Origin of the sequence: Nonomuraea sp. NPDC049714, from assembly GCF_044465295.1 — a bacterium.
GTDB lineage: Bacteria > Actinomycetota > Actinomycetes > Streptosporangiales > Streptosporangiaceae > Nonomuraea.
Map to the genome: position 1 here is coordinate 1,108,433 of NZ_JBITLM010000002.1, position 26,935 is coordinate 1,135,367.

At 70.7% G+C, this 26,935-nt stretch carries 30 protein-coding genes and 1 pseudogene; 10 read left to right on the forward strand and 21 right to left on the reverse strand.

What is annotated here, in order from left to right; translation table 11 throughout:
* The first annotated feature begins 16 nt into the window (after window positions 1-16).
* The 3 genes from ACIBQX_RS12400 to ACIBQX_RS12410 all read left to right on the forward strand — a co-directional run bounded on the left by ACIBQX_RS12400 (window position 17) and on the right by ACIBQX_RS12410 (window position 3,139).
* A complete protein-coding gene (locus ACIBQX_RS12400; RefSeq protein WP_397003524.1) occupies window positions 17-391 on the forward strand; it encodes an FKBP-type peptidyl-prolyl cis-trans isomerase in 375 nt (124 codons plus the stop codon).
* A 219-nt stretch (window positions 392-610) separates the two neighbouring features.
* A complete protein-coding gene (locus ACIBQX_RS12405; RefSeq protein WP_397003526.1) occupies window positions 611-2,137 on the forward strand; it encodes an ATP-dependent DNA ligase in 1,527 nt (508 codons plus the stop codon).
* A 60-nt stretch (window positions 2,138-2,197) separates the two neighbouring features.
* Window positions 2,198-3,139 carry a YbgA family protein gene (locus ACIBQX_RS12410; protein WP_397003528.1) on the forward strand — a complete coding sequence of 314 codons (942 nt, stop codon included), beginning with the start codon at window positions 2,198-2,200 and terminating at the stop codon, window positions 3,137-3,139.
* A 24-nt stretch (window positions 3,140-3,163) separates the two neighbouring features.
* Here ACIBQX_RS12410 and ACIBQX_RS12415 read toward each other — a convergent pair whose 3' ends face one another.
* From ACIBQX_RS12415 to ACIBQX_RS12430, 4 genes are all read right to left on the reverse strand, one after another.
* Window positions 3,164-3,619, reverse strand: coding sequence for a DUF1348 family protein (locus tag ACIBQX_RS12415; RefSeq protein ID WP_397003530.1), 456 nt, complete (start codon window positions 3,617-3,619; stop codon window positions 3,164-3,166).
* A 124-nt stretch (window positions 3,620-3,743) separates the two neighbouring features.
* The gene (locus ACIBQX_RS12420; protein WP_397003532.1) at window positions 3,744-3,938 is read right to left on the reverse strand and encodes a ferredoxin; all 195 of its coding nucleotides are present in this window, start codon (window positions 3,936-3,938) and stop codon (window positions 3,744-3,746) included.
* Entirely contained in the window at window positions 3,935-4,834 is a 900-nt protein-coding gene (locus ACIBQX_RS12425; protein WP_397003534.1) for a pyridoxamine 5'-phosphate oxidase family protein, read from the reverse strand. Before ACIBQX_RS12425 ends, ACIBQX_RS12420 begins: the two co-directional genes overlap by 4 nt.
* 48 nt (window positions 4,835-4,882) lie before the next feature.
* Entirely contained in the window at window positions 4,883-5,329 is a 447-nt protein-coding gene (locus tag ACIBQX_RS12430; protein WP_397003536.1) for a VOC family protein, read from the reverse strand.
* A gap of 99 nt (window positions 5,330-5,428) precedes the next feature.
* Between ACIBQX_RS12430 and ACIBQX_RS12435 the strand changes: the two genes are divergently transcribed.
* Window positions 5,429-6,181 carry a CGNR zinc finger domain-containing protein gene (locus ACIBQX_RS12435; protein ID WP_397003538.1) on the forward strand — a complete coding sequence of 251 codons (753 nt, stop codon included), beginning with the start codon at window positions 5,429-5,431 and terminating at the stop codon, window positions 6,179-6,181.
* A gap of 53 nt (window positions 6,182-6,234) precedes the next feature.
* On the opposite strand, the pseudogene ACIBQX_RS12440 reads toward ACIBQX_RS12435, so the two are convergent.
* Both ACIBQX_RS12440 and ACIBQX_RS12445 read right to left on the reverse strand, forming a co-directional pair.
* A pseudogene (locus tag ACIBQX_RS12440) lies at window positions 6,235-7,104 on the reverse strand (oxidoreductase).
* A 221-nt stretch (window positions 7,105-7,325) separates the two neighbouring features.
* Window positions 7,326-7,919: a DUF1707 and DUF4870 domain-containing protein gene (locus ACIBQX_RS12445; RefSeq protein ID WP_397003540.1), complete on the reverse strand. Its 594-nt coding sequence runs from the start codon at window positions 7,917-7,919 to the stop codon at window positions 7,326-7,328.
* Window positions 7,920-8,050: 131 nt separating this feature from the next.
* Between ACIBQX_RS12445 and ACIBQX_RS12450 the strand changes: the two genes are divergently transcribed.
* Window positions 8,051-8,398 carry a hypothetical protein gene (locus ACIBQX_RS12450; protein WP_397003542.1) on the forward strand — a complete coding sequence of 116 codons (348 nt, stop codon included), beginning with the start codon at window positions 8,051-8,053 and terminating at the stop codon, window positions 8,396-8,398.
* On the opposite strand, the gene ACIBQX_RS12455 is transcribed toward ACIBQX_RS12450, so the two are convergent.
* From ACIBQX_RS12455 to ACIBQX_RS12505, 11 genes are all read right to left on the reverse strand, one after another.
* A complete protein-coding gene (locus ACIBQX_RS12455) occupies window positions 8,395-9,474 on the reverse strand; it encodes a DUF4192 domain-containing protein (protein ID WP_397003544.1) in 1,080 nt (359 codons plus the stop codon). The two genes, ACIBQX_RS12450 and ACIBQX_RS12455, sit on opposite strands and share 4 nt — an antisense overlap.
* A 100-nt stretch (window positions 9,475-9,574) precedes the next feature.
* Window positions 9,575-10,306 carry an EI24 domain-containing protein gene (locus ACIBQX_RS12460; protein WP_397003546.1) on the reverse strand — a complete coding sequence of 244 codons (732 nt, stop codon included), beginning with the start codon at window positions 10,304-10,306 and terminating at the stop codon, window positions 9,575-9,577.
* A gap of 10 nt (window positions 10,307-10,316) precedes the next feature.
* Complete coding sequence (locus ACIBQX_RS12465; protein WP_397003548.1) at window positions 10,317-10,898, reverse strand: Maf family protein; 582 nt, start codon at window positions 10,896-10,898, stop codon at window positions 10,317-10,319.
* 9 nt (window positions 10,899-10,907) lie between these two features.
* Window positions 10,908-11,465 carry a DUF937 domain-containing protein gene (locus ACIBQX_RS12470; RefSeq protein WP_397003550.1) on the reverse strand — a complete coding sequence of 186 codons (558 nt, stop codon included), beginning with the start codon at window positions 11,463-11,465 and terminating at the stop codon, window positions 10,908-10,910.
* Window positions 11,466-11,534: 69 nt separating this feature from the next.
* A complete protein-coding gene (ftsH, locus tag ACIBQX_RS12475) occupies window positions 11,535-13,499 on the reverse strand; it encodes an ATP-dependent zinc metalloprotease FtsH (RefSeq protein WP_397003552.1) in 1,965 nt (654 codons plus the stop codon).
* A 34-nt stretch (window positions 13,500-13,533) separates the two neighbouring features.
* On the reverse strand, window positions 13,534-14,373 hold the full coding sequence (locus tag ACIBQX_RS12480) for a hypothetical protein (protein WP_397003554.1): 840 nt from the start codon (window positions 14,371-14,373) through the stop codon (window positions 13,534-13,536).
* 198 nt (window positions 14,374-14,571) lie between these two features.
* Entirely contained in the window at window positions 14,572-15,231 is a 660-nt protein-coding gene (locus ACIBQX_RS12485; protein WP_397003556.1) for a peptidyl-tRNA hydrolase, read from the reverse strand.
* The gene (locus ACIBQX_RS12490; RefSeq protein WP_397003558.1) at window positions 15,228-16,490 is read right to left on the reverse strand and encodes an MFS transporter; all 1,263 of its coding nucleotides are present in this window, start codon (window positions 16,488-16,490) and stop codon (window positions 15,228-15,230) included. The genes ACIBQX_RS12485 and ACIBQX_RS12490 overlap by 4 nt, the downstream gene beginning before the upstream one ends.
* Window positions 16,491-16,725: 235 nt before the next feature.
* On the reverse strand, window positions 16,726-16,923 hold the full coding sequence (locus ACIBQX_RS12495; RefSeq protein WP_397003560.1) for a ferredoxin: 198 nt from the start codon (window positions 16,921-16,923) through the stop codon (window positions 16,726-16,728).
* Window positions 16,924-16,984: 61 nt separating this feature from the next.
* Entirely contained in the window at window positions 16,985-18,172 is a 1,188-nt protein-coding gene (locus ACIBQX_RS12500; protein ID WP_397003562.1) for a cytochrome P450, read from the reverse strand.
* A gap of 146 nt (window positions 18,173-18,318) precedes the next feature.
* Window positions 18,319-18,945, reverse strand: a complete 627-nt coding sequence (locus tag ACIBQX_RS12505; RefSeq protein WP_397003564.1) for a TetR/AcrR family transcriptional regulator — start codon at window positions 18,943-18,945, stop codon at window positions 18,319-18,321.
* Window positions 18,946-19,010: 65 nt separating this feature from the next.
* Here ACIBQX_RS12505 and ACIBQX_RS12510 point away from each other — a divergent pair, with 65 nt between their 5' ends.
* From ACIBQX_RS12510 to ACIBQX_RS12525, 4 genes are all read left to right on the forward strand, one after another.
* Entirely contained in the window at window positions 19,011-19,886 is an 876-nt protein-coding gene (locus ACIBQX_RS12510) for a ketopantoate reductase family protein (RefSeq protein WP_397003566.1), read from the forward strand.
* A gap of 87 nt (window positions 19,887-19,973) precedes the next feature.
* Entirely contained in the window at window positions 19,974-20,795 is an 822-nt protein-coding gene (locus ACIBQX_RS12515; RefSeq protein WP_397003568.1) for an SAM-dependent methyltransferase, read from the forward strand.
* A 151-nt stretch (window positions 20,796-20,946) separates the two neighbouring features.
* On the forward strand, window positions 20,947-21,129 hold the full coding sequence (locus ACIBQX_RS12520; protein ID WP_397003570.1) for a hypothetical protein: 183 nt from the start codon (window positions 20,947-20,949) through the stop codon (window positions 21,127-21,129).
* 546 nt (window positions 21,130-21,675) lie between these two features.
* The gene (locus tag ACIBQX_RS12525; RefSeq protein ID WP_397003572.1) at window positions 21,676-21,999 is read left to right on the forward strand and encodes a hypothetical protein; all 324 of its coding nucleotides are present in this window, start codon (window positions 21,676-21,678) and stop codon (window positions 21,997-21,999) included.
* A 2-nt stretch (window positions 22,000-22,001) separates the two neighbouring features.
* Here the strand turns inward: ACIBQX_RS12525 and ACIBQX_RS12530 are convergent, their stop codons facing one another.
* The gene (locus ACIBQX_RS12530) at window positions 22,002-22,808 is read right to left on the reverse strand and encodes a UTRA domain-containing protein (RefSeq protein ID WP_397003574.1); all 807 of its coding nucleotides are present in this window, start codon (window positions 22,806-22,808) and stop codon (window positions 22,002-22,004) included.
* Window positions 22,809-23,003: 195 nt separating this feature from the next.
* Between ACIBQX_RS12530 and ACIBQX_RS12535 the strand changes: the two genes are divergently transcribed.
* Window positions 23,004-23,375 (forward strand): hypothetical protein, encoded by a 372-nt coding sequence (locus ACIBQX_RS12535; RefSeq protein WP_397003576.1) that lies wholly within the window; start codon window positions 23,004-23,006, stop codon window positions 23,373-23,375.
* A gap of 206 nt (window positions 23,376-23,581) precedes the next feature.
* Here the strand turns inward: ACIBQX_RS12535 and ACIBQX_RS12540 are convergent, their stop codons facing one another.
* The 3 genes from ACIBQX_RS12540 to sigJ form a co-directional block, all read right to left on the reverse strand.
* Window positions 23,582-24,529, reverse strand: a complete 948-nt coding sequence (locus ACIBQX_RS12540; RefSeq protein ID WP_397003578.1) for a protein kinase family protein — start codon at window positions 24,527-24,529, stop codon at window positions 23,582-23,584.
* 83 nt (window positions 24,530-24,612) lie between these two features.
* Window positions 24,613-25,854, reverse strand: coding sequence for an NAD(P)/FAD-dependent oxidoreductase (locus tag ACIBQX_RS12545; protein ID WP_397003580.1), 1,242 nt, complete (start codon window positions 25,852-25,854; stop codon window positions 24,613-24,615).
* Between the two features lie 91 nt (window positions 25,855-25,945).
* Window positions 25,946-26,890, reverse strand: a complete 945-nt coding sequence (gene sigJ / locus ACIBQX_RS12550) for an RNA polymerase sigma factor SigJ (protein ID WP_397003582.1) — start codon at window positions 26,888-26,890, stop codon at window positions 25,946-25,948.
* Window positions 26,891-26,935: the final 45 nt, after the last annotated feature.

The following is a 26,935-nucleotide window of genomic DNA, read 5'->3' on the forward strand; positions in this document are numbered from 1 at the left end:
TCATCAGGAGCACTTCGTGGCACTCGAGAAGCCGGAGATCGACTTCCCGGAGGGCAACCCGCCCGCCGAGCTGAAGATCGAGGACATCGTCGTGGGGGACGGCCCCGAGGCCAAGCCGGGTCACACCGTGAGCGTCCACTACGTCGGCGTCGCCTTCTCCACCGGAGAGGAGTTCGACGCCTCGTGGAACCGTGGCCAGGCCTTCGAGTTCCCGCTCGGCGGCGGCCGGGTCATCGCGGGCTGGGACCAGGGGGTCGCGGGCATGAAGGTCGGCGGCCGGCGCAAGCTCGTCATCCCGCCGCACCTCGGCTACGGCAACGCCGGCGCCGGCGCCCGCATCAAGCCGGGTGAGACGCTCATCTTCGTCGTGGACCTCCTCGGCGTACGCTGACCCACCACCCAGTGGGCAGGACCCGGACCCCTGCGGCGCCAGGCCCTGCCCACTCCCCGGCCCCTTCGGACCCCTGCGGTGCCAAACCCTGCCCACTCCCCGGCCCCTTCGCCCCGGGCCGAACAGGGGCCTTTCGATCACGGCGCTTCGATCACGGCGCTTTGATTACGGCGCTGCCCAGGTTGCGGAATTGTCGCCGGGGTGAGGCACCATAGCGGTGTGCTTCTGATCGACGTGGTCCGGGTGTCCGAAGCGGTGACGCGCACGTCCGCACGGCTCGGCAAGGTCGGCCACCTGGCGGAGTTGCTCGGCCGGGTGGGCGCCGACGAGGCGGAGATCGCCATCGCCTACCTGTCGGGCGAGCTGCCGCAGCGCCAGGTCGGCGTGGGCTGGCGCGGGCTGCAGGACCTGCCGGGCCCCAAGCTGGCCGCCACGGCCACGCTCACCGACGTCGACGCCCTGCTGAGCAAGATCAAGGCGGTGTCCGGCCAGGGCTCGCAGGCGGCCCGCAAGGCCCTGGTGACGCAGCTGTTCGCCGGGCTCACCAGCCAGGAGCAGGCGTTCATGCTCAAGCTGCTGGGCGGCGAGCTGCGGCAGGGCGCGCTCGACGGCGTGATGATCGAGGCGATCGCCAAGGCGTCCGGCGCCCCGTCCGCCGACGTGCGGCGAGCGCTGACGTTGCGCGGCTGGCTGCCCGCGGTCGGCGCGGCCGCGCTGGCCGGCGGGGTGGAGCGGCTGCGGGCCTTCAAGCTGGAGGTGGGCCGTGCCGTCTCCCCGATGCTCGCCGGCAGCGCCCCCAATGTCGCCGCCGCGCTGGAGAAGGCCGCCGCCCCGGCGGCCCTGGAGTGGAAGCTCGACGGCATCCGGGTCCAGGCCCACCGCTCCGGCACGGAGGTCAAGGTGTTCACCCGCACCCTCGACGACATCACCGCCCAGATCCCCGAGCTGGTGGAGGCCGTGCTGGCGCTGCCCGTCGACGACCTGGTGCTCGACGGCGAAGTGATCGCCCTGCGGCCGGACGGCCGCCCGCACCCCTTCCAGGTGACGGCCGCCCGCACCCGCAGCAGGATCGACGTCGTCCGGCTGCGCGAGGAGACGCCGCTGCACGTGTTCTTCTTCGACGCGCTCCGGATCGGCGGCGCCGACCTGCTCGACCTCCCCTACTCCGAGCGGCAGGCGATCCTCGCCCGGACCGTCCCGCCGGGCCTGCTCACCCCCCGCCTGGTCACCTCCGACGTGACGGCGGCCGAGGGATACTTCACCGAGGTGATCAAGGCGGGCCACGAGGGCCTGGTGGTCAAGTCGCTCACCTCCCTCTACGCCGCGGGCCGCAGAGGCGCCGGCTGGATCAAGGTCAAGCCCCGGCACACCCTCGACCTGGTCGTCCTGGCCGCCGAATGGGGTCACGGCCGCCGCGAAGGCAAGCTGTCCAACCTCCACCTCGGCGCCCGCGACCCCGAGACCGGCGGCTTCGTCATGCTGGGCAAGACCTTCAAGGGTCTGACGGACGAGCTCCTCGCCTGGCAGACCGAGCGCTTCCTCGAGCTGGCCGACGGCCCCGCCGACGAGTGGACGGTCCCCCTCCGCCCCGAGCTGGTGGTGGAGATCGCCTTCGACGGCGTGCAGCGCTCGCCGCGCTATCCCGGCGGCATGGCGCTGCGCTTCGCCCGTGTCCTTCGCTACCGCCCCGACAAACGTCCCGAGGATGCCGACACGGTGGAGACCGTCCGTTCCCTGATGGTCTGACACCGGTCAGGTGATGCCCCAGGGTCGCGTCGCCGCGGCGGTTCGGGGAAGGGGGCAGACATGGGGGACAGTTCACGGCCGCGGATCGCCGTCTCGAGCTGCCTGCTCGGCGCTCCCGTGCGGTACAACGGCGGCCACAGCCAGGACCGCTTCCTGCGCCACCTGCTCTCGGAGCATGTCGACTGGGTGCCCGTCTGCCCGGAGATGGAGATCGGGCTGGGCACGCCCCGAGACACGCTCCACCTCGAGGAGTCGCCGGAGGGCGCCCGGCTCATCGCCGGCAGGACGCGCCAGGACCACACCGAGTCGATCAACGCGCTGGCCGCCTCCCGCATCCCCCGGCTGGACGCCGACGGCTACGTCTTCAAGGCCAGGAGCCCGAGCTGCGGAGTCCACGGCGTGGCACTGCACCGGGACCGCACCGTCGTCGACCATCGGCAGCGCGGCGTGTTCGCCGCCGCGGTGTTGGAGGCCCGCCCCCTGCTGCCGGTGGAGGACGAAGGGCGGCTGCACGACCCGGTCCTGCGTGAGGCGTTCGTCGAGCGGGTCTTCGCGCACGCCCGGCTCCGCGCCCTTCTCGACGGCGACTGGCGGCCACGCGACCTGATGGCCTTCCAGGCCAGGCACAAGATGCAGATCATGTCCCACACGTCCTACCAGGAGACGGGCCGCCTGGCCGCCGCGTCCGGCACCCGTCCCCGCGACGAGCTCGCTGTAGAGTACGCCGAGGCGTTCCAGCGGGCGCTGGCCCACAGGACGACGGTCGGACGCCATGTGAACGCCCTGCAGCACTGCCTCGGCATGCTCGACCTGGACGACCTCCGCCGTGACGACCTCCTCGACGTGATCGAGTCGTACCGGGACAGGCAGGTGGCGCTCAGCGTGCCGGCAGCGCTGCTCCGCCACCACGCACGCGGCGAGAAGGCGGCCTATCTGGAAGAGCAGACCTACTTCCGCCCGTACCCGGACGAGCTGGCCCTGCGCAACCACATCGCGCCTTGACCTCGGCTCGCAGCCTGCGGCCGGTCAGGCGAGGGGGAACGGCAGGCCGTGCTCGTTCTGCGGGCGTGGGCCGAGAATCCGGCGCTCCGCGGCGGTGATCCGGAGATCGTTGATGCTCGCCTCCCGGCGCGCCATCAGCCCGTTCTCGTCGAACTCCCACAACTCGTTGCCGTAGCTGCGCCACCACTGCCCGTCGGCGTCGTGCGACTCGTACTGAAAGCGCACGGCGATGCGGTCGCCGGTGAAGGCCCACAACTCCTTACGGAGCGCGTAGTCGAGCTCCTTCTCCCATTTACGCGTCAGGAAGGCGACGATCTCTTCGCGGCCGGTGACGAATTGGTCGCGGTTACGCCAGACCGACTCCGGGGTGTAGGCCAGGGCCACGCGTTCGGGGTCGCGGGTGTTCCAGGCGTCTTCGGCGGCCTGGACCTTGGCTTGGGCGGTCTCGGCGGTGAAGGGCGGGACAGGCGGACGCGTCATGCGTACTCCTTGGTGCTCAACGTGCGGTGATCGGGCAGCCTGCGCGGGCGATCTTGAGACGATCGTAGGCGAAGGGTGAGCAGGCGGTCGCGGACGGTCAGTGGCCGGGCGGGTCATCCGGCTTTCAGTCCCAGTCCACGACGATCGCCTGTACGGGACAGACCCGGACGGCCTCGTCGAGGGCACGCTGATCGGCGGCGTCCGGCGTGGCGTCGTACACCAGCTCGTCGTCCTCATCGAGGGAGAACACCTCGGGGGCGGCGAAGACGCACTGGGCGTGGGTCTGGCAGAGCGCCTTGTCGACGGCGACGCGCATCATGAGTCCTTCCGGGCGGGGTTGAAGCGGGAGTAGCTGCCGAACGACCAGCGCAGCCGGGTGGCGCCCGTGACCTGGACGACCTGTTCGACGTCGAAGTCGACCAGCCGCTGGGCGCCGGGCACCGCCGCGGCTCGCTCCGGCGACCAGTCGACGCGGGCACGGCCGGTCAGGTGCAGCGTGTGACCACGTTCCCAGTCGACGAACAGCAGGCCACAGCGCGCATCGAGCTCAAGATTGCCCAGCGTCATGTACATCGAGTTGCCGACGTAGTCGGGCCAGGTGAGCCGCCGGTCGCCGGTGACGGTGACGAAGCCGGGGTTACCGCCGCGGTGTGACACGTCTGTGCCCAGCCCGGCCGCGTGGGTGGCGACGAAGAACGTGTCGGCCGCGCCGATCCACCGCAGCTGGTCGGCGTCCAGCGTGCGGGTGGTGTGCGCCGTCGTGGTCGCCGTGGGCGGGTCCTCTTCGGTCACCGTACGGGTCTGGATGTATTTCGGGCAGTTCGCGTACACCTGCTCGGTGTGCACGAGCAGCCGGTCGCCGTCCTTACGGGCTCTGCCGTTGACCCGCATCCTCCGGCGGCCGGCCGGGTCGATGGCGAGCATGCCGATGTCGCGTTCGGTGTCGAAGCACCCGGCGAGCGGATCACCGTCGCCTGGCGACAGGTTCGCGACGACGGTACGGGGGTCGGGCGCGGTGGTGAAGCCTTCCGGGCCGGTGAGCAGGCCGGCCCAGACCGTCCCGTCGTCAGCGGCCGCGGCGATCACCAGCATGCGCTGCCGGCTGAGGAACTCCGCGGCCACCGTCGGGATGGCGGCCCGCACACCGGCCGACCCCAAGCGGTCGGCGGTGACGCCGGCGCGGCGCTGCACGAGCTGTTCGCCTTCGTGACGCATGACGCTCCTTGGTCGAGGCCGGGCCGCGTCGGCCCGGGATCCCTGGCTTTAGAAGAACCCGCAGGTCGGCGCGCCCTGCGTGGGCGCCGGCGCGGCATCGACGCCGGCCGGGGCGTAGATCTCCAGGCGGATGCCGTCGGGGTCGGTGAAGAACACACCACCGGAGGACGCGCCTTCGCCATGCGGAACGATCCCGTCGTAGACCAGCTCCGCGCCCAGATCACGCAGGACGGCCTCGGCGTGCCGCACGGCTTCGAGGTCGGGCACCTGGAACGACAGATGGTGCAGTCCGGGCAGGTTCGTGGCGAACGCTCCCTCGCTCTGCTGCCACAAGGTCACCTGCAGGGTGCCGTCGCGGCCGAGGAAGGCGAACCTGCGTGCGCCCTCGATCTGCTCTCCGAGGATCTCGAAGCCGAAGACCTGACGGTAGAAGGCGGTCGAACGGGCGAGATCGGTCACGTTCAGGCCGACATGACCTGTCTTGAGCGTGCTCATACTGAGCCTCCGAAATTTTCTAATGGATGACGTGCATGCCTTCCGTTAGATAGTTGCGCATGTTTCTCACGGAGTCAAACGGCCGGTACCGTTAGAAGCATGGAAGTCGCCGATCTCACCAGTGGTGGAGCCCCACTCCTGGGCGAGCCGCTGCCGATCGAACTCGGCAACACCGCCTATGCGGTACGCGGCCATCCCAGGGAGGGCCTGGAGACCGTCGAGCACCTCGCGGCCTGGCTGCGCGACGTACGCCCACGCCTGGCGATCCCCCTGACGGACGCCGACCTGCTCGGCGTGACCCCCGACGACCTGCGCCTCGCCCTGGAGTCCCGGGAAGCCATCCGCCGCCTGGCGGCCGGAGCCGCATCCGGCCGAGGCCCCGCCCCCGACGCGGTCGCGACCCTCAACCACCACGCCCGCCACACCCCCCGCTGGCACGAACTACGCCTCGCCCAGCAGGACACCCCCCACCCGGCCGAACAGCTGAGGGACAGCACTCACCAGCCGGTCGATGCACATGAGGACAGCACCCACCAGCAGGTCGATGCGCATGAGGACGGCACCGACCGGCCAGACGGGCCGGGTGAGGACAGCGCCGACCGGCCTGCTGGGCAAGCCGAACCCCAGGTGGTGGTGTGCACCGCCGGCCGACCGGTGGCAGCCGTGCTCGCCGCGATCGCCGAGGACGCGATCATCCTGTTCGGCGGACCGTCACGACACAAGGTGCACGCCTGCCAGGGGCCTGGCTGCAGGCTGCACTTCGTCCGCGAGACACGACGGGAGTGGTGCTCAGGCGGCTGCGGCAACCGAGCACGAGCGGCCCGCCATTACGCCAAGGTGCGGCACCTCTGACCCGTCCACACCACAAGCCCGTCGGCCTGGCTCCGGGAGTGTCCGGCCCGTCCTTACCCGACGAGTTCGGCGATGTCTTCCTTGCTCAACCTCAGCGTGCCGGCGGCGATGTTCTCTTCGAGGTGGTCCAGTGAGCCGGTGCCGGGGATGAGCAGGATGTTCGGAGATCGGGTCAGCAGCCAGGCCAGGGCCACCTGCGGCGCGGTCGCGCGGTGGCGGGCGGCGACGGCGTTCAGGTGCTCGGCCGCGAGCGGCTAGAAGCCGCCGACCGGAAAGAAGGGGACGTAGGCGATGCCGTCCTCCGCACAGGCGTCGATGAGGCGGTCGTCATCGCGCCGGGACAGATTGTAGAGGTTCTGGACGCACACGATCGGCGCGATCTTGCGGGCTTCGGCGAACTCGGCGGCGCTGACGTTGGAGATGCCCAGATGGCGGATCAGGCCCTCCTCGCGCAGCTCGAGCAAGGTCTCCAGGGGCGCGGCCAGCGGTGTCCGGCTGCGGTCGAGGTCGCCCATCCGCAGGTTGACCACGTCCAGGCGGTCCACGCCGAGCGTGCGCAGGTTCGCCTCGATGCCACGGCGCAGGTTGCCGGGGGTGAGGCCGGTCTTCTCATCCGCGGGGAGGTCGAGGTCGGAGCCCTCGACCAGCACCCCCACCTTGGTCACGATCACCAGGTCGTCCGGGTAGGGATGCAGCGCCTCTCGGATCAACTCGCTGGCCGCCACCCCGTCACGCGCGTAATAGTGCGAGGTGTCGATGTGGTTCACCCCGAGTGCCGCGGCCCGGCGCAGGATGGCCAGGGCTGTTTCCCTGCTGGGCCTGTCGCCCCTCGGCCAACCGGTCAGCTTCATCGCGCCGTACCCGATCCTCGCGACGCTCAGATCGCCGCCCAATGCCCATCGCTCCGTTGTCACGACGCCCACCCTGGATGTCCCCGGCGACTGGTCATGGACCGGACAACCCCGAGGCCGGCACCGGGCTCATACCTACCCTGCCAAGATCGTCGGACACCCGGAGCCACACCGCCGGCGCGGACGGCGCCGGGCGCGCCACGACCGTGAGACCCGCGTACGACTCTCCGACGAAGAAACCGACGAACCCGCCCTCAACGTGTGAAGGCGGGTTGTGAGTCCGGAAGAGGTGGCTACTTGATCAGCCGGACCGTGAGCGGGTAGCGGAAGGCGGTCTCGGAGAGGGCCGCGACGCCGCCCACGATGGACAGGACGATGGCGGCCACCCAGATCACCGGCAGGAGCACGATGCCGATGACGGTGAACGGCAGCAGGAAGGTGGCGCCCGTGACCGTGAGGTGGAAGTTGAGTGCCTCCATGGCATGGCGCCGGATGTAGGGCGAGGTCTTGCCGCCCGTCAGCAGCATGATGAGCGGGCCGATGATGGGGAACCCGAGGAGGGCGAGCAGGTGGGCCGCGGACGCGCCGAGGCGTTCGTTGCTCTCGGGCGGCGCCTCCGTGCCGGCCAGGGGCGTGGGCGGAGCCAGCCGGGGCACGGACCTCGTGCCGTACAGCTCCGACATGATGGGCATCAGGTCGCCGTGCGTGCGCGCCGTCATGGCGCGCTCCAGGCGCTCGTCGAATTCGAGCTTGTCGAAGCGGCCTTCCGCGTATGCCGCCTGGACGTGCTCGACGACGTGCTCGCGGTCCTGGTCGGTGACGCGCAGATGTGCTGGCGGCACCTGTCCCGGCTTCGGGGGTGTGGGTACCCCAGCCATAAGAGCCATGCCTCTCCTTCGGTCGGACAGTCATCTCCCATACTGCGTGACGACTCGCGAATGTGGCATCGGGTGAATCCCGGAGGTATCCCCTAGATCACCCCGACGCGCCGAGCCGCTTGACGGTATAAAAAGGATCCATGAGATGGCGAGACCGCTACGGCCTCCGGCGGCGGCGTGGCCCGAAGATCGCGAAGTTCGATCGAGAGGCGACGGACGCCGACATCGAAGCGCTCATCGCCTTTGCCCGTTCGCGGCGTGGCGTTGAGTTCTACGTCGAGCCCGAGACGTTCGCGACCGACACGACGGCCGTCGCCGTCGCCGATGACGGCGAATGGACCAGGCGCAGGGTCGGCTCCCCCGCGGTGATCCGCAAGGTGGCCCGTGACCTGGCCTTACCGGTCTATGACGTGCAGCTCACGGGCTATCCCCAGCGCATGCGCGCCTACAACGACCGTCGCCGACGCGAAGAGGACAACCTGGACTAACCGCAGGTGACATCGACGCCCGGTGGCGGGTCGTCGTCGCCGATCCGGTCGAGCAGCGGGAAGAGCCAGCTCGCCCGGGCCTCGCCCATGGCGTTGTCGAGCTCCGCCGGGGTCGGCAGGCGTCCGCTGAGCATGCCCGGGGACATGAGATTCTGCAGGGCGTGCATGAGCAGGTTGGCCATGGAGTAGTGCGGGTCGGCGGTGAGGGCGCGCTCCAGGGCGATGGTGGCCAGGATGCTGTCCCCTGATCGCCAGGCGGCCATCGCGAGCAGCGAGGCCGCCGCCGGCACGAAGGACGGCTCCAGACGGCGGGTGAGGTCCTTCCACAGCCCGGCGTGGCTCTCCTCAAGGAGCGTCCAGGCCTCGTCCCGCACTCTGATCACCGCGAGGTCCAGGCCCAGCCTGGCCGCCTCCCCGTCGTCGAGGCGGCCATCGGCGACCAGCGCCGCGCGGACCCTGGCGAGTGCTTCGGCGGTGAACTCCTTCGCGAAGGCGTCGGCGTCGGCGCAGGCGATCAGCCGGCAGCGCAGGTCGCGCACGGCCTGGGCGGTCGCCCTGCGCATCGCCACCCGGACAGGGCCGGTGACGGGCGCGATCGTGTGCTCCAGGGCCCGGCGGTCGGGCAGCGCGACCAGGCCGCGCACCGTCGCCTCGGCCGCTATCCGGCTGGACCTCGGATCGTAGGCGGTGCCTTCGGGCGGGCAGCACAAGGTGCTGTCGCAGACATAGGACCAGAACCGGCCGCCGTCCGCGCGCAGCGCCTCGCCCACCTCCACCCCGGCCCGCGCGGCCAGCGACCTGGCCTCGTCGACGGCGGGCGTGACGTGCTCGCCGGGGCCGTAGCCGACCACGACGACCTCGCTCACCGCCTCGCGCTCGAACAGCGGCACGAGCGGCGCCAGCGTGCCCGGCGGCAGCGGCAGCCCCCACCGGGCCGCCACCTTGGCCCGGCCGTGATCGAGGCCGATCACGACGAGGCTGTCCACCGGGTGGAACCCGACCAGATAGGGCACGGCGGCCAGCACGTCGGCGGGGCCGGTCAGGGTGAGGCAGGGCTCGTGAGCGTTGGTCGTCATGGACAAGGAGAGTGCCTGAACGGGGCAGCTCCCCGAGGGCCGACCTCGCCGTCTGTGGATGAGCGGCGGCGATGACGTTCAGCCTGTGGAAAACAGCCGCCTACGCCGGGACCAGGCGCTCACGGACGAGCAGGGCGCCGCCCACGACGGCGGCCGGCATCGCGATGACCGCCACGAACGGCACCAGGAACAGCAGGAAGACCACCACCCCGAAGCCCAGCGCCGCGGCCTTGTTCCGGCGCAGCAGAGCGAACCGCTCCTTCCGCGCCATCCCCCGGCGCTCCAGTGCCAGGGTGGTGAGCTCGACCGTCAGGAAGAAGCCCGAGACGGCTGCCCCGAGCACCGGCACCACGGTCTGCCCGACCACCGGGATGAAGCCGAGGAAGAACAGCGGGACGGTGAACAGCAGCACGTACGCCAGCGTGATCAGGCTGTCCTTGATGGACCTCGGCAGGGTCCGCCACCAGGGCTGCTCGTCGGCGTGCTCCAGCACGTCGGCCTTGGCCGACAGCTTCTCGTAGAACGGCTCGCCGATGGTCAGCGTCAGCGCGGCGAAGGTGAGCACCGCCACCGCCAGGCCGCCGAGCACGATGGCGACGGCGATGGTGGCGCGGAAGAACTCACGCCAGCCCCACGAGTCGGCGAACGGGGTGAGGAACTCCGCAAGTGTGGACGCGTTCGTGCCGAGGAGGATCAGCGCCACCACGTAAACGGCGAACGCGATCAGCGCCGGGATCAGCCCGAACAGCCACCAGCGGCCGTTCCTGGCGACCCAGCCCACACCCTGCATGAAGAAACCGACGCCGGAGGCGAAGTCGCGCAGTGATCGCATGCCCGGCAGGCTAGCGCCAGAACGCGGTGACCGTGTAGCCCAGCTCGTCGAACAGGGTGCGCAGCAGCGGGAGCGAGATGCCGAGGACGTTGCCGTGGTCGCCGTCGATGCCGTCGACGAACCAGCCGCCGCGCCCGTCGAGGGTGAACGCCCCCGCCACGTGGAGCGGCTCGCCGGTGGCGGCGTAGGCGGCGATCTCCTCCTCGGAGGGCTGCCCGAAGTGCACCACGGTGGTGGCCACCTCGGCGGCCTGCCGGCCCGACGGCACGTCGATCACGCAGTGGCCGGTGACGAGGCGGCCGGTCCTGCCGCGCATCATCCGCCAGCGCTCGACGACCTCCTCGGCGGTGGCGGGCTTGCCGTAGGGGCGGCCGTCGAGCTCGAGGATGGAGTCGCAGCCGATGACCAGGCCCTCGTCGAGGCCTTCGGCGACCGCGGCGGCCTTGGCCTTGGCCAGGGCGAGGCTGAGCGCGGCGGGCGAGTGGGCGGTGAACGCCTCCTCGTCGACCCCGCTCACGATCACCTTGGGGTCGAGGCCGGCGCTGCGCAGCAGGGCCAGTCGGGCGGCGGAGGCGGAGGCCAGGACGATCACCGCCCCAGCTTACCGGTCACCCGCCCCCTCCCGGCCTGCGGCCGGCGCCACGGTGTCGCCGAAGATGCCCTGGAGTACGCCGGCGATCAGGTTCTCCAGCCCGGCGGGCCCGGCCGAACGCTCCCGGCGCAGGTCGGCGGCCATGCTGCGGGTGTCCATGCCGGCCTTGATCGCGCGGTCGGCGAACAGCGACATGATCATCGGGGCGAGCAGCGGCAGCACCTTCATGAGGGCGCCCACGTCGGCGTCGGCGAGCCGCGCCAGCCCCTCGGCGGCGTACTCGACGCCCTGGCCGCCGAGCACGTGCGCCAGGATGTGCTGGCCGTCGCGCGTCAGCGACGCCACGTCGCTGTTGAACGGGTCGGTGTCCACGTGCTCGTCCAGCGCGCAGCGCAGCGCCTCGGCGCCCTCCGGGTACGCGGCGCTGCGGGCCAGGCCCGCCACGATGATCCCCCCGGCCGCCTGAAGGACCCAGCGGGCCGTGCCGACGTCGGTGCCGAGCATCCCGGCGAGCTGTTCCAGGCCGGGTTCGCCGAGCTCTGCGAGAAGCTCGTCGGTCAGTGTCACGGCATGTCCCCCCGATCTTCGTTCAGGAGAAGGTGCCCAGCACCGCCTGTGTCTATCTCCGGCCTTGCGCTAACTCTTCGCCAAAGGCTCGGCCTTCTTCTCGGTGGCCAAGGGCTCGGCCTTCTTCTCGGCGCCCAGCAGCCCGGCGGCGGCGTAGGCGCTCTCCTCGTCCAGCGTCTCGTGCTCCAGCAGGGCGGCGACGATGCCTTCGAGCTTGTCGCGGTTGTCGGTGAGGATCCGCACCGCCCGCTCGTAGCACTCGTCCACGATCCGCCGCGTCTCCTCGTCCACGATGGCGAGCGTGGCGGGCGAGGCCTGCGGCTGGCCGTCGTTCGGCAGGATGGTCAGCGGCCCGACCTTGTCCGACATCCCCCAGCGGCCGACCATGCCGCGCGCGATCATGGTGACCTGCTCCAGGTCGTTCTCGGCTCCGGTGGTGATGACGCCGTAGATGACGTCCTCGGCCGCCATGCCGCCGAGCGCGCCGGTGATGCGGCCGCGCAGATAGCGCTCGTCGTAGGCGTAGCGGTCGGTGTCGGGGGTGGAGAGTGTGACGCCGAGCGCGCGCCCGCGCGGGATGATGGAGATCTTCCTGACCGGGTCCGCGCCGGCCTGCAGCATGCCCAGCAGCGCGTGACCGGCCTCGTGGTAGGCCGTCCTGGTGCGCTCCTCCTCGGGCATCACGATGCTGCGGGCGGCGCCGAGCTGCAGCTTCTCCAGCGCGTCCGCGAAGTCGCCCATGCCGACCTTCTCCCGGCCGCGCTTGGCCGCGAGCAGGGCCGCCTCGTTGACCAGGTTGGCCAGGTCGGCGCCGGTCATGCCGGGGGTGATCTTGGCGAGCTGTTCGAGGCCGATCTCGCCTTCGAGCGGCACGCCCCTGCTGTGCACCTGAAGGATCGCGGTACGGCCCGCCGCGTCGGGCAGGCCGACCTGGACGGTGCGGTCGAAGCGGCCGGGGCGCAGCAGCGCGGGGTCGAGGACCTCGGGCCGGTTCGTGGCGCCGATGACGATCACGCCTTCGGTGCCGGAGAAGCCGTCCATCTCGGTGAGGATCTGGTTGAGCGTCTGCTCGCGCTCGTCGTGCCCGCCGATGCCGCCCGCGCCGCCACGGGCGCGGCCGATGGCGTCGATCTCGTCGATGAACACGATCGACGGCGCCACCTTGCGCGCCTCCTCGAACAGGTCACGCACCCGGGACGCGCCGACGCCCACGATCATCTCGATGAACTCCGACGCGCTCGCCGAGAAGAACGGCACGTTGGCCTCGCCCGCGACGGCCCTGGCCAGCAGCGTCTTACCGGTGCCGGGAGGGCCCGCGAGCAGCACGCCCTTGGGCAGCTTGGCGCCGAGCCTGCGGTACTTGCCGGGATCCTTGAGGTAGTCGACGATCTCGACGAGCTCGTTCTCCACCTCGTCGATGCCGGCGACGTCCTCGAACGTGACGCGCACCTGACCGGCCTCGACCGGCTTGGCCGCCTTGGACTTGCCGAGGCCGCTGAGCCCGCCGCCGCCCATCATGCTCGCGCCGCGCCGCATGATCCAGATCCAGAGCCCGGCCAGCAGCAGCACGGGCAGCAGGGACAGCAGCAGGTTGAGGAAGAAGCCGCGGCCGGAGCCGAGCGGCTCGGCCCTGATCTCCACACTGGCCGACTGCAACCGCTGGGAGAGCTGGTCGGTGTTGGCGAAGGTGGGGATCTCGGTGCGGAACTCCGTATAGGACTGGTTGTCGCTGGCCGGGTCGGTGGCGGCGGCCTTCAGCTTGCCTTCGACGGACAGGCCGGTGGCGTAGATCTCCTTGACGTTCTTGGCGTCCACCTGCTTGGTGAACTCCGTGTAGGAGACCGTCTCCACCGGGGCGCTGTCGAAGAAGGAGGAGACGAAGAAGAAGGCGGCGTAGACCGCCAGCAGCGTGATGGCGAACCGCCACCAGTTGATCTTGGGACGCCCTCCTGGCGTGCCTGGAAGCCCTTCGGCACGCCACGGCGGCTTGATCTTCTTGCCGTTGGGCACCTGCGGCGATCCAGCGCGTTCCACAGTCACTCCCCTGTCACGCCGCAGTCGATGAGCTCTAACCCAGGTCACGCACCCCGGCGACTATGCGGCTGATCTCGCGCCAGCGGTTGCGTTGCGTGTCCGGCACTGTCACAAACGCCAGTCCCGGCTTCGCCATTCCGCCATCCGATACCACGACGGCCGCCCGGCTGCTGCGCTTGCCGTAAGTGACCTGATAGAGCAGCATCCAGCCGTCCTTGGCGCGCTGCGAGGCCAGCCAGCGGATCTTGGCGCCCCTGGGGTGGTGGTTGAGCGTCCACCGGGCGGCCAGCAGCGCCGTGTCGCGCGGGGTTTCCTGCGCCTCGATGGGCAGCGGGCAGGTCAGGAGCATGCCGCGCCGGCTGTCGCGGCGGTTCTTGGGCAGCATCTGCCGGCTGGTGAACGGCGCCGCGCGGTAGGTCTTCCACGGCTTGCCGAGGTTGGGCACGGCCAGGCCGCTGCGCTTGTCCTTGATCAGGTGCTTGGTCCCGGCGGGCAGGGACAGGCGCTTGACCTTGCCGGTCAGTCTGGGGACGCGTGTGTCGGCGTACAGGGCCTCCATCGCCGTGTAGCCGGGGGCGAGCGACGCGCCGGGGGTGGGCGTCCGCTTGGCGGTCGGGCTGGCGCTGGGCGTCGGCGAGGCCGACGCGGAGGCGGAGGCTGAGGCTGAGGCGGAGGCTGAGGCTGAGGCGGAGACGGCCGAGATCGGCTCGGTGCCGGCGGACGGTGGTGGGCCGGACGAGGCAGGCACGGCCGATGGCGCGGCGACCGGCCGGGCGCCGGCCTCGTCCGGCCTCGACGGGAGCGCCATGACCACCGCGACGCCGGCGACCGCCAGCGCGGCGACCACGGCGAGCCCCCGGTAGACATCCCGCATCCGTAGATCACCGATGCGGGAGCGCCGGGGCGAGGAAACAGGGGTTCCCGGTCTGTCTTCGGTTCTCACAAGGGAACCTTCGGTCTCATCATCCCCATCGAGCACGACGGGAGCGTACGACAAATTCCCCTGTTCCGCGCCAGAAGCTACCGAAGTGTCATCTTGACATTTGTCCGGCCTTCTGCGGGGGTATCGCGGTCAGGATCGGGCGACCCTCCCGTAGAGCCAGGGGGCCTCGGCGACGAACGTGCACGAACCCGGCTCGAGCTCGGTGAACCCGGCGTCGCGCACCACCGGCAGCCCCGCCGCGACCTTCTCCGCGAAGGCGTCACCGGCGGCCGTGCGCACGGACACCGCCAGCCCCGCCGCCCGCCAGGCGGCGCGTTCGGCGGCGTCGCTGGCCCACCAGGCGAGCTGGGCGGCGTGCCCGGCCTGGGCCATCGCCTTGCCCGCCGACATCGACAGGCCGGGGTTGGCCCACAGGATCGGCGGCGTGGCGGGCCCCGGCTCGGCGGTGTCGGTCAGCTCCGTGCCGGACACCTGCAGCCGGGCCAGGTCCCGCGGCCAGGCGTCCAGCGGCACGGGCGGGTGCACGCGCACCTCGGCCGTGCGGTGCTCGATGGTGCGGCCGGGCAGCGCGACCGCCCTGCGCCACTCGGCGCCCCTGGCCCGGCGCACCACCTTGCGGATCTTCCCGGTGACCTCCCAGCCGTGCAGCTCCGCGACCCATTCACCGGGGTCGTCGAGCAGGCTGAGCACGGCCGTCGCGGCCGCTTCCATGGCGTCGGTGCGCTCGGGCGGGGTGGCCCTCTCGATCCTGACCACCAGCGGCAGGACCATCAGCTCTGAGTCGTTCATCGCTTCCCAGCATGCCTGATGGCCAGCGACATGGCGGTGGCGACCAGGCAGAGCAGGCCGGCGCCGTACCAGGCGAGGTCGTACACGCCGAGCTGGTCGCGGGTGACCCCGGCGGCGACGGCGGCGATCGCCGCGCCCACCTGGTGGGAGCCGAACACCCAGCCGAACACCACGGCCCCGTCGCTGCCGTAGATGCTGCGGCACAGCGCCACCGTGGGCGGCACGGTCGCCACCCAGTCCAGGCCGTAGAACACGATGAAGATCAGCATGCTGGGCTCGGTGGTGGCGGCGAACAGGCTCGGCAGGACCATCAGCGACAGCCCGCGCAGCCCGTAGTAGACGGCGAGCAGCATCCGGGGATCGACCTTGTCACTGAGCCAGCCAGAGGCGACCGTGCCCACGATGTCGAAGATCCCGATGACCGCGAGCAGCCCGGCGGCGGCCGGCTCGGCCATGCCGTGGTCGTGCGCCGCCGGGATGAAGTGGGTGCTGACCAGCCCGTTCGTACTGGCTCCGCAGATCGCGAAGCCGCCGGCGAGAAACCAGAACGGACGGGTGCGCGCCGCCGACCGCAGCACGGACAACGCGCGCACCGCCGCGTTCGTGGCGGCGGGGATGGTACGGGGTGCCTCCGGATCCGCTCCCAGGGCGGTGGTGCCCACGTCCTCGGGACGATCGCGCAGCAGCCACCAGACGAAGGGCACCACGGCCAGGGCCGCCCCGGCGACGGTCAGCGAGGCCACCCGCCAGCCCGGTCCCTGGGCGAGGTGGGCGAGCACGGGCAGGAAGATGAGCTGCCCAGTGGCTCCGGCCGCCGTCAGCACGCCCATGACGAGCCCCCGGTGCCGGACGAACCACCGATCGGTCACCGTCGCGGCGAACACCAGGGCCATCGACCCGGTGCCGAGCCCGACGAGCACGCCCCACAGCAACTGGAGCTGCCAGCTCGCCGTCATCAGGGTCGTGAGCCCGCTCCCCGCCGCGACGAGCAGCAGCGCGAAGGAGACCACGCGGCGCATGCCGAAGCGGTCCATCAGAGCGGCGGCGAAGGGCGCGGTCAGGCCGTAGAGCACCAGGTTGATCGAGACGGCGAGGGAGATCGTGCCCTTGGACCAGCCGAACTCGTCCTGCAACGGGGTGATCAGCACGCCGGGCGTGGCCCGGAAGCCGGCGGCGCCCAGGATGGCCACGAACGCGACGGCGGCGACGAACCAGGCTCTGTGCAGCCGGGGACGCTCGGTGGTGGTGCTCAGGGTCATCCAGCAATCTTGCTTTATCTGGACATATGGGTGTGAGTGGCCGATCGGCCAACATGCGAACGAATTCGGCCATGGCGCATCGGATCGCGGCCGTCGTGCTCGACCGCTTCGCCCTGCTCGACCTGGGAGCCGGGGCAGGTGCCCCGGAGCGCGGAGTCGCCGCCGGAGAGAGACCGCCTCCCGGCGGCCGTCAGACCACCGCCGGGATACCCGCCACCCTCAGGTGCCTCGTCGGTCAGTCAGTCCTGACCTCGATGGCCTGCCCAGGGCACAATTGTGCGGCCGTCTCGACCTCGCCCCGTTTCGTCTCGTCGGGCCGCTCGTCGAGGAGTACGGCGATGCCGTCCTCGTCGCGCTGATCGAACACCTCGCCGATGGTCAGCACACATTGCCCGGCCCCGACGCACTTCTCCTCATCGAGCAGAATTCTCATTGAACCTCCCTGGATGCCGGCGATCCCGCGATCGCCGGGAGTTCATGGCCGGGTTTCGCGGTCAGGCGTCCCACGTCACCGGAAGCCGGTGGACACCGTAGATCTCGGCGTCGTTCTTGAACGGCAGTTCCCCGGCCGGCACGGCGAGCCGCAGAGAGGGCACCCGCCGGAAGAGGGTGCTGAAGACGATCTCCAGTTCCAGCCGGGCGAGGTTCTGCCCGAGGCACTGGTGCCGGCCGTATCCGAAGGCCAGGTGGTTGCGGGCGCCGCGGTCGAGCTTCAGCCGGTCCGCGTCGGGAAAGATCTCCGGATCGTGGTCGGCCGTGTTGCTCAGCGAGACGACGGCCTCGCCGGCGCGGATCGTCGTCCCGGCAAGCTCCACGTCGTCCATGGCCACGCGCGAGTTGCCGTACTCGGCGATGGTGAAGTAGCGCAGTAACTCCTCGACCGCCATCGGGGTACGCGACGGGTCGGCGAGCAGCGCGGCCAGTTGCTCCGGCCGTTCGAGCAGGGCCAGCACGCCCAGCGAGATCATGTTCGCCGTGGTCTCGTGGCCCGCGACCAGCAGCAGGAGCGCCAGCGCGACCACGTCTTCCGGATCGGCGCCGTCGGCGAGCTGCCGGCTCAGCACGTCGTCGCCCGGCTCGCGGATCTTGCCGTGGACCAGCTCGGCCAGGTAGACCCACAGCGCCTTCATCGTCTCTTGCAGCTCGTCGGGCGGCGTATCGCGGTTGACGAGGGTCGCCGTGTGGGCCTGGAAGAAGTCATGGTCGGCGTACGGCACCCCGAGCATCTGGCAGATGACCAGCGAGGGCACCGGCAAGGAGAACGCCCGCACCAGGTCGACCGGCTGCGGACCGGCCAGCATCGCATCGATCAGCTCGTCGACGATCTCCTGGATGCGCGGCCGGAGCTCGGCTACGCGCCGGACGGTGAACTCGCCGGTGATCGCACGCCGGGCGGGGCCGTGCTCCGGAGGATCCATGTTGATGAGTATCTTGCGCGAGCCGCCGGTGGAGGAGGGAACGGCACCGGCGCGAAACGAAGGGTAATGCGGGTGGTCACGGTCGGAGCTGAATCGTGGGTCCGTCATCATGGCCCGGAGGTGATCCATGCGGCTCAGCGCCCAGGCCTCCTGGCCGTTGGGCAGTCGCACCCGGGCGATGCCGCCGTTGTCGCGCATCTCGACGTGCTGGGCCGGCGGAGCGTAAGGACAGCTCCGTGCGATCTGCAGGGGTTCGGAAGTCATGCGGAACGTCTCCCATGTACTCGCCCAATTCAAACGTTCGATTAAATCAAACGTACGTTAGAGTGCAGACAGCTGGCAACCCCGCGATCCAGCATCCAGATCATGGAGCCGGCGGGTCTGCTCACCCGGCCCGACGTCGCGAGTCGTCAGGTCCCGGTCGGTGGCGCGCTCATCGCCGCCGTCAGATACGTGATCGCCCAGCGCCGGGCCGCCTCGCCCGCCACCGGGGACAGGCTGTCCGGGGGGCGCTGGTAGACCTGGACGCGGTCCACGGCCGTCACAGCGAGGATGCCCCGCATCCGGAACCACAGTTCCTCTGGGGAAAGGTCGGGCAGGGCGCGCCCGAAGGCGGCCAGGAAGCGGTCGCGGACCGCGTCCTCGGCCGGGCCGGTCCAGGTGCGCGCCTCCTCGGCCGGGTCGCTGAGGATCGTCACGATCAGCCGGGACGTCCGGGCGCCGCCCTCGTCGCCGGCCGGCATCTCGTCGAACAGCGGCCCCGCGAACACCTCCACCAGGTCGGCGACCGTCGGGTCCGGGGTCCGGGCGAGCAGCCGGTCCAGCCCGGCGCACTGCGCGGCGTTGATGGGCTCGATCACGCGGCGGGCGACCGCGGCCAGCAACTCGGCCTTCGAGCCGAAGTGATACCCGACAGCGGCCAGGTTCGCGCCGGCCAGGTCGGTGATCGCGCGCACCGAAGTGCCGCGGAAACCACGCTCGGCGAAGAGGCGCTCGGCCGCGTCGAGGAGCTGGGTGCGGGTATCGGGGGTTGCCATGCGCCTAATATACGTGCGTATGATCAAAAACGAACGTATGATTGAATATGCGGAAGAGGGTTGCCATGAAACTGCTCGTTTACGGCGCCGGAGTGCTCGGTAGCCTGTACGCCGCCCACCTGCATGAGGCCGCCGGGAACGACGTCTCGCTCCTGGCCCGGGGCGAGCGCCTGACCGCCCTGCGCCGGCACGGCGTGCAACTCGCCGAGGGAGACAGCCCGGCTGTCAGGCGGGTGCCGGTGCCGGTGGTCGAGCACCCGGCCGGCGAGTACGACCTGATCACCGTCTTCGTCCGTACCCATCAGGTGGACGCGGTGCTGGAGTCACTCGCTGGTGTCGACGGCGACGTGCTGTTCCTGCTCAACTGGGCGGCCGGCGCACAGCCGCTGGGCGAGGTGATCGGCCACGAGCGGGTGCTGCTCGGCTTCGGCGCGACCGGCGGCACGATGGACGGCGACGTGGTCCGCTACCGCCCGGCCGGCTTCTTGACCCGCCGGGTCCCGATGACGATCGGCGAACCCGACGGCCGTACCACCCCGAGACTGGAACGGATCCTGCGGGCGTTCGGCACCGCCGGGCTCAAGGCCAAGGCCGAGCCGCGGATGGATGCCTGGCTCAAGACGCACGCCGCGTTCGAGGTGCCGCTCGGGCAGGCGGCGAACGCGGCGGGCGGCCCGCTGGCGCTGGCCGGCGATCCGGACGCGGTACGCGGCATGGTCCGCCTCATGCGGCAGAACTTGGCCGCCATGCCCATGCCGCCGGTCCCCCGCGGGTTCAACGCGTTGCGGACCCTGCCGGAAGGGCTGCTCGTGGCCCTGCTACGGCGCTTCTTGCGCAGCCCGACGGTCGCACACAGCGGGCTCAACGACACCTCGCCCGCGGCGGCGGCCGAACTCGAGCGACTGACCGAACAGATGCGTGCTTATGCCCCGGTTCGGTAGGCGATGGGCGTGGACGGTAGCCTTCCGCCACACGTTCCGCCGCCCGTAAGATCCCTTTTGTAGATCCACAACGAGAGGGGTGGTCGCGTGGGTGGCTTCGACGAAGTGCCCGCCGGGATCGACGCTCGCGTGCCGAGCGTCGCCCGCATGTACGACTACTACCTCGGCGGGAAGGACAACTTCGCCTCCGACCGCGAGGCCGCCGAGAAGATGATCGAAATCGGCCGCCAGATGGGCAACGACACCCGCCAGATCGCCCGTGCCAACCGCGCCTTCCTCGGCCGGGCCGTCACGATGCTGGCCAAGGCCGGCGTCCACCAGTTCATCGACCTCGGCGCCGGCCTGCCGACGCAGGACAACGTCCACCAGGTGGCCAGGCGGCACGTCCCCGACGCGCGGGTGGTGTACGTGGACAACGACCCGATCGTGCTCATCCACGCACGGGCGCTGCTGGGCGGCGACCCCGACGTCATCACGGTGCAGGGCGACGTCATGAACCCGGACGCGATCTTCGACGACCCCCAGGTGACCGGGCACCTCGACCTCACCCGGCCGTTCGCCGTGCTCATGGTCGCCGTGCTGCACTTCGTCGTCGACGACGCGGACGCCGCCCGGATCACCGCGACCGTCCGCGACCGGCTGGTCCCGGGCGGCCACCTGGTGCTGTCCCACATCTACGAGGGCAACGCCGCCGACGACGTCGCCGAGGCGAGCCAGCGGATCTACGGGAAAACGGCCCCCGGCGGCCTCGCGCGGCGCGGCCTGGCCCAGATCTCCGGCTTCTTCTCCGGCATGGACCTGCTCCCGCCGGGCGTCGTCCCGGTCGCCGACTGGGACGCGCGGACACCCCCCGAGTCGGTCGACCTGGTACGCGCGGGCATCCTGGCAGGCGTGGCCCGCGCCCGCTGAACACGCCCAAGCGCCAGGCGCGCCCCTCGAACTTTCATAAGTACAGCTCTCATAACTGTACTTATGAAAGACGAGCTGAGGGCAGCGAGGCGGGCCCCTCCGGCGCGCGAGCCGCCTCCACATATCTCGTGCCCGGGGGAAGTCGGCGAAGATGTCACGTTCCCCAGCGTTCTGGTCCAAGGATCGGCGCCCGCTGCCCGGCGTGCTGCTGCTGGGCGCCACCGAGTCCATGATCGGCCCGTACCTCGTGCTGTACGGCGCGCAGCGCATGCGTCTGTCGGCCGTCGAGATCGGGCTGTTCCTCTCCCTGACGGCGACCACGCCTACCCGCTGATGCTCCTCATCGGCGCGCTGTTCCTCGGCGCGGGCAGCGCCGCGTTCCCGCAGCTCTTCGCACTGAGCCGGAGCCACGCCGACGGCGGTGCGGGCGCGACCGGCGGTGGCATACCGGTCCTGCGGTCGGCGTGGTCGCTCGCGTGGGCGGTCGGCCCGCTGGCGGGAGGCGCGCTTCTCTCCGGGGTTCACCGGGCTGCTCCTGGCCACCGGGCTCGGCTTCGGGCTGGTCATCGTGGCCGTCCTGAAGGTCAAGGCACCGCCCCCGGCGTCCCTCGGCCCTGACAGGGAGGTGCGAACGGCCCGGTCAGAGCACATGCGGCCGCTGGTGCCGGCGATCATCGCCGTCACGCTGTTCCAACCGCGATGTTCTCCGGCTCGGTCGCCCTGCCCCTTTACGTCACCGAGGACCTGGGCCGTCCGGCCGGCGAGGTGGGGCTCATATTCAGCGTCTGCGCGCTGGCCGAGATCCCGGCCGCGCTCAGCCTGATGCTGCTGCCGCCCGGTGTCCGCAAGGATCGCGTGATTCGGCTCGCCGGGGCTCTTCGTGCTGTATTTCGTGCTCGTGGCGGCCGCCACCGGCGTCGTCGCCCTGGTGCTGGTCCAGCTCGCCCGGGGTGTGGCCATCGCCGTGGTCGGGGCGCTGGGCATCACCTATTTCCAGGATCAACTGCCCGGCGCGGCGGGCCGGAGCACCACCCTGTTCGCCAACACCGCGACCGCCGGGTCACTCGTGTCGGGCATCGCCGCCGGGGCCGTCGCCCAGGCCCTGGGCTATCGCGCGGCCCTGGTCGCCTGCGCCGTCCTCAGCGTCCTGGCCTGGTCACTGTTCTTCCTGGCGCGGCGTCGCGGTCAGCCACTGCCGCTGTGACCTCAGAATTCGTCGTGCCCGGAGACCTGACCGATGGAGAAGATGTGCCGGTTGGCGGCACAGATCGTCTCCAGAGCGTGAACGGGCGTGCCTTCGGCGGAGTAGCTCGCTCGGAGCACCTGAACGATCCACTCGCCGGCCTCAAGCTCCAGCGTCTCGCGCTCGAAGGCCGTCGGCGGCCGGGCGGTCAGATGCTCCTCCGCGTGGCCGAACGAATAGCCCAGGGCGGTCAACGCGGACTGAAGGGACGGCTGTACGAACTCCGGCTCGGCCAGCCTGGTGTCGCCGAACAGGTCCGCGCGGAAGTAGCTCGTCGCGATGCGCACCGGTACGTCGTTCGCGGTCATCATCTTGCGCCGGGCCACGATCTCCGCACCGGGCTCAACCCGCAGGCAAGACGCTACATGATCTCCAGCAGGCTCCAATCCGACGTAGAGCATCCGCCGACCGGCTCTGAGCCCCTGCCGCTCCGCCTCCGCCAAGAACAGAGACTTCGACCCCCGTACGGCAGGCTCGGTCGGCAGCGCCCGGTACACCAGCACGCGAGGGGCCGGCGAGGCAGGGCCTTCCGGCGCGCGAGCCGCTGGCCCTTTCCGCATCTGCGAGATGCGACCGGGCGAGACCCCCAACCGCCCGGCGATCTCCTCCAGGCTCATGCCGTTCTCCCGCGCCTCGGCGATCGCCTGCCGCCGCATCTTGGCCGCCTCGGCCACCAACCCCTGCTCCTCGGTCATGAGTCGGCTGAGGAGACGGGCTCGTTCCACAGGATCGCCGACCTGCGCGACCTCTCTCAGCGTCTTCAAGTCCATCCGGGCCTAGCCTCCTCGGCAACCGACATTCAGCACACTTTAGTCCCCCTATTGCGGGGGTGCAGCCAGAGCCCTACCCTCAACTTTAGCCCCCCTAAAGTAGGGGAAGAGTAGACCCCCGCCTATGGGACGAACGGTGCTGCAACACCACCCGCAGACGGAGGTCTAAAGCATCGAGAGCTTGGGGCGTCAACGATGCAGGACCAGATTATCGCCGTGCCCGAGAACGGCAAGAAAACGCAAGCTGAGCTGTCCGCAGTTCTTCTGGCCGAGGCCCTCCGGACCGAGCACGGTATACAAGCCGACACCCACGCTGGATACGATCTCGCCCTGGTTTCGGTCTGGGTCGGGCTGGTGGTCTGGTGCGACGGCGAGTGCTACTGGTGGCGTGCGGGCTGGGATGAGCCGCGCAGGCGAGTGCTTTACGCCCGCCATCTGGCTATCGAACCGTCACGGGCCGCTCGGCGGATCGCCTTCCGCTACGCAGATCTCCGAAAACAAACTCCGCGCCTGGAGGTCATCGGTGATCCCTTGTCGGTCGGAGCGTCGGGAGAGAGATACGAATGAGTGAGTCGAGGCTTCCTGGCGATGATTACCGCCTCGGGCTGTCGGGCACCGGCCGCGAAGCCGTACGGCATGCGGTGCGAGCCGACACCGAGAACAGCCTGTGCGGAGAAGAGGTCTATCCGCTGCCCATCTGCGGTTGGTCTCTTTCCTTCTCACCTACCGCCGCGCGAGCTTGCACCGCCTGTGTCCAAGCCGCCCAGCAGGCTTCACGGACCGGCCGGTGAGACGTCCGCCGCGACTCGGCGGAGTTCATCGACGGGGTACGGGGTTCGTTTGGTGTCGGTCGTGAGCCGGCGGTGGAAGGCGTGCAGGATCACGGCGGGTCCGGCGTGCCGGTCGAGGATCGCGGCGAGGGCGGGCGGGACGGGCTGGGTGTCGCCCGCGAGCCGGCGGCGCAGGAACGACTCGTGCTGGGCGTCGTTGTCGCCGAGGCCGGGCAGGTGGTGGCGGAGGAGGTGGGCGGCGACGTAGTGACGGTCGTAGGTGAGGTGATCGGTGAGGAAGGCGGTCTCGGCCGGCGAAAGGGCGAACCGGGACGAGAGCGCGAGCCCGAAGTCGGCGAAGTAGAGCAGCCGGCCGTCGGTCAGGACGTTGTGGAAATGGGCGTCGAAGTGGACCAGGCCCTGCGAGCTCATGAAGGCGGCCCCTCGGGCGAGCTGCCGCTCGGCCCACGTGTGCCGTGTGAGGTCCCGGCCTTCGGCCAGCCAGGCGCTCAGTCTGTGGGGGATGTGCTCCAGGAAGAGGACCAGGCTGAGCGTGGATCGGCCGATGGCCTTCAGGCGCTCGCGCACGGCTGCCGAGCCCTCCCAGTGTCTGACGGCGCCGTCGATGCCGCCGAACTCGTCGGCGAACCCCACCGGCGGGGAGTCGGGGATGACCCGCCAGTGGTACATCAGGGGGAAGCTCTCGAACGTGCCTGAGAGAACCCAGTCGGTGGTCATGGTGTGGGCCGCCAGCTCGCGCCAGGCGCCGAAACCGGCCGAGCCGAGACCGTACTGGTAGAAGGTGGGCAGGTCGAAGACGTTGGCCGTCGAGCGGAGGTGGGTTTCGAGGTCCGTCAGCGGGATCCGCTTGACGAAGACCCGCCTCCCGTCGACGTCCAGCTCCGCCGACCTGCCGCCGATGCCGGCGCCGTGCGTCGTGGTCGCGGCCATGAGGCCGGCGATCCGACGGTCGCTCAGCATCGACAGCCGGGCGGAGACGGCCTGATGGGCGGCCAGACGCGCCGCCTGCCGCGCTACGCCGGCTCCTTGACGGCCGAGCCCGTCGTGGCCCGCCGCCCCGTGACGCGGCGGCGGCGGGTCGGCAGCCCGAGCATCGGGTTGGCGACGCCCCAGGCGGCGCCCTTGCAGACCAGCTCCTTGTAGACGGCGGCGACCCGGCCCGTCAGGACCGCCTTCACCGCGCGGTCGTCGGCGGTGACGTACTGGATCAAGCCCTCCTTGCGGCCCAGTGAGATGCACTGGTTGAAGTAGCGGATCGGTGCGTTCGGGAGCTTCCCGCCGGTCAGGCGCGCCGCGATCGCGTCGGCGGCCTGCCATGCGGTCGGCGTTCCCGAGGCGCACGACATCCGCAGCGGCTTGTTCCCGGGGCCCATCACCATGGCCGCGTCGCCGATGGCGTACACGTCCGGGTGCGAGACCGAGCGCATGGTCCCGTCGACCACGATCTGGCCGGTGCCGGTGACCTCCAGGGCGGTCGCTTCCGCGATCGGGTGGACCGCGAAGCCGGCGGTCCACACGGTGACGGCGGCCGGGATGATCTTGCCGTCGGCGGTGGTGACGTGGTCGGCTTCGACGGCGGTGACCTGGGCGTGCTCGTACACGGTGATCCCGAGCTTGCCGAGGACCTTGCGCAGGTGGTCGCGGCCCTTGGGCGAGAGCCAGTCGCCGAGGCCGCCGGCGGCGGCGAGGGCGACGTCGAGGTCCGGGCGGGCCTCGGCGAGCTCGGTCGCGGCCTCCACGCCGGTGAGACCGCCGCCGACGACGACCACGCTCTGCCCGCCGCCGAGACGGGCCAGGCGCTCGCGCAACCGGAGCGCTCCGGGGCGACCGGCGATCTCGTAGGCGTGCTCGGCGGTCCCGGGGACACCTTGGGCGTTCCAGCCACTGCCGAGGGCGTAGATGAGCGTGTCGTAGGGGAGCTCTCCGGCGCCGGACTCGGGCGCGATGAAACCCGCGCCGGACTCGGGCGCGATCGAGTTCGCGTCGGTGACGGTGACGGTCTTGCGGTCGACGTCGACGCCCGTGACCTTCGCGAGTCTCAGGTGGACGCCGGTGCCCGCGAACATCTCGCTGAACGGCCGGGGCTTGAGGTCTTGGCCGGTCGCCAGCTGGTGCATGCGGACGCGTTCGACGAAGTCGGGCTCGGCGTTGACGAGGGTGATGGTGACGTCCTCCCGGTGCAGCCGCTTGGCGAGGCGGCCGGCGGCGATGGCTCCGGTGTAGCCGGCTCCGAGGACGACGATGCGGTGCTGCATGTCCTTGCTCCTGTCTGGTTCGGGTTCGCCACTTGAACCGGGCGGCCCGCCGATTCCTGACAGGAACGCGGTGTGAAGCACCTCACACGGCTCAGAAGACGGTGAGCAGGGGCTCCCCGTGGTCCGCTGCCGCCCAGCGCGCGGTCGCGCGTTCGAGCTTGTCAGGATTGACCTGGTTGCGGAACGCGGTGATGCCGTCGGCGGTGACCTCCAGGCACAGGACGCCGATGACCCGGCCGTCCACGACGGCCACGACGGCGGGGTCGCCGTTGGCGGACCAGGCGTAGACCCCGGCCGCGCCGCCGGCGATGGCGCGCTTGGCCGCGCCGGGTTTGAGCAGCCCCCGCAGGAACTTCGCGACCGCGACGGCGCCCTCGAACACCTTGGGGTGGGCCGGGACCTTCCCGCCGCCGTCGCCGACCGAGATGGCGTCCTCGGTGAGCAGGCGCACGAGCGGCTCGATCTGGCCGCCGGCGGCTGCGGCCAGGAACTCCTCGACGATTCGCCGGGCGGCGGCCTCGTCGACCTCGATGCGGGCCTTGCCGTCCGCGACGTGCTTCTTGGCGCGGTGGAAGATCTGCTGGCTGGCGGCCTCGGTGATGTCGAGGATCTCGGCGATCTCCCGGTGCGGGCAGTCGAAGGCCTCCCGGAGCACGTACACCGCCCGTTCGTTGGGAGAGAGGCGCTCCATGAGGGTGAGGACCGCGTACGAGACCGATTCGCGCTGTTCGGCGGTTTCGGCCGGGCCGAGCAGCGGGTCACCGGCGAGCAGCGGCTCGGGCAGCCATTGGCCCACATACGTCTCACGGCGCGCCCGCGCGGAGGTGAGCTGGTTGAGGCACAGGTTGGTGAGGACCTTCGTCAGCCAGGCCTCGACGACCTCGATGCGGTCGACGTCGGCGTGCTGCCAGCGCAGGAACGTCTCCTGCACGACGTCCTCGGCCTCCCCGGCGGAGCCCAGGAGGCGGTAGGCGATGGCCTCCAGACGTGGTCGGGAGGCCTCGAACCGGTCGACGTCGTTCGCGGTCAAGGGCATGACCCGATCCTAGGTCGAACGGCGCGAATCGGCCGCCGCCGCGAT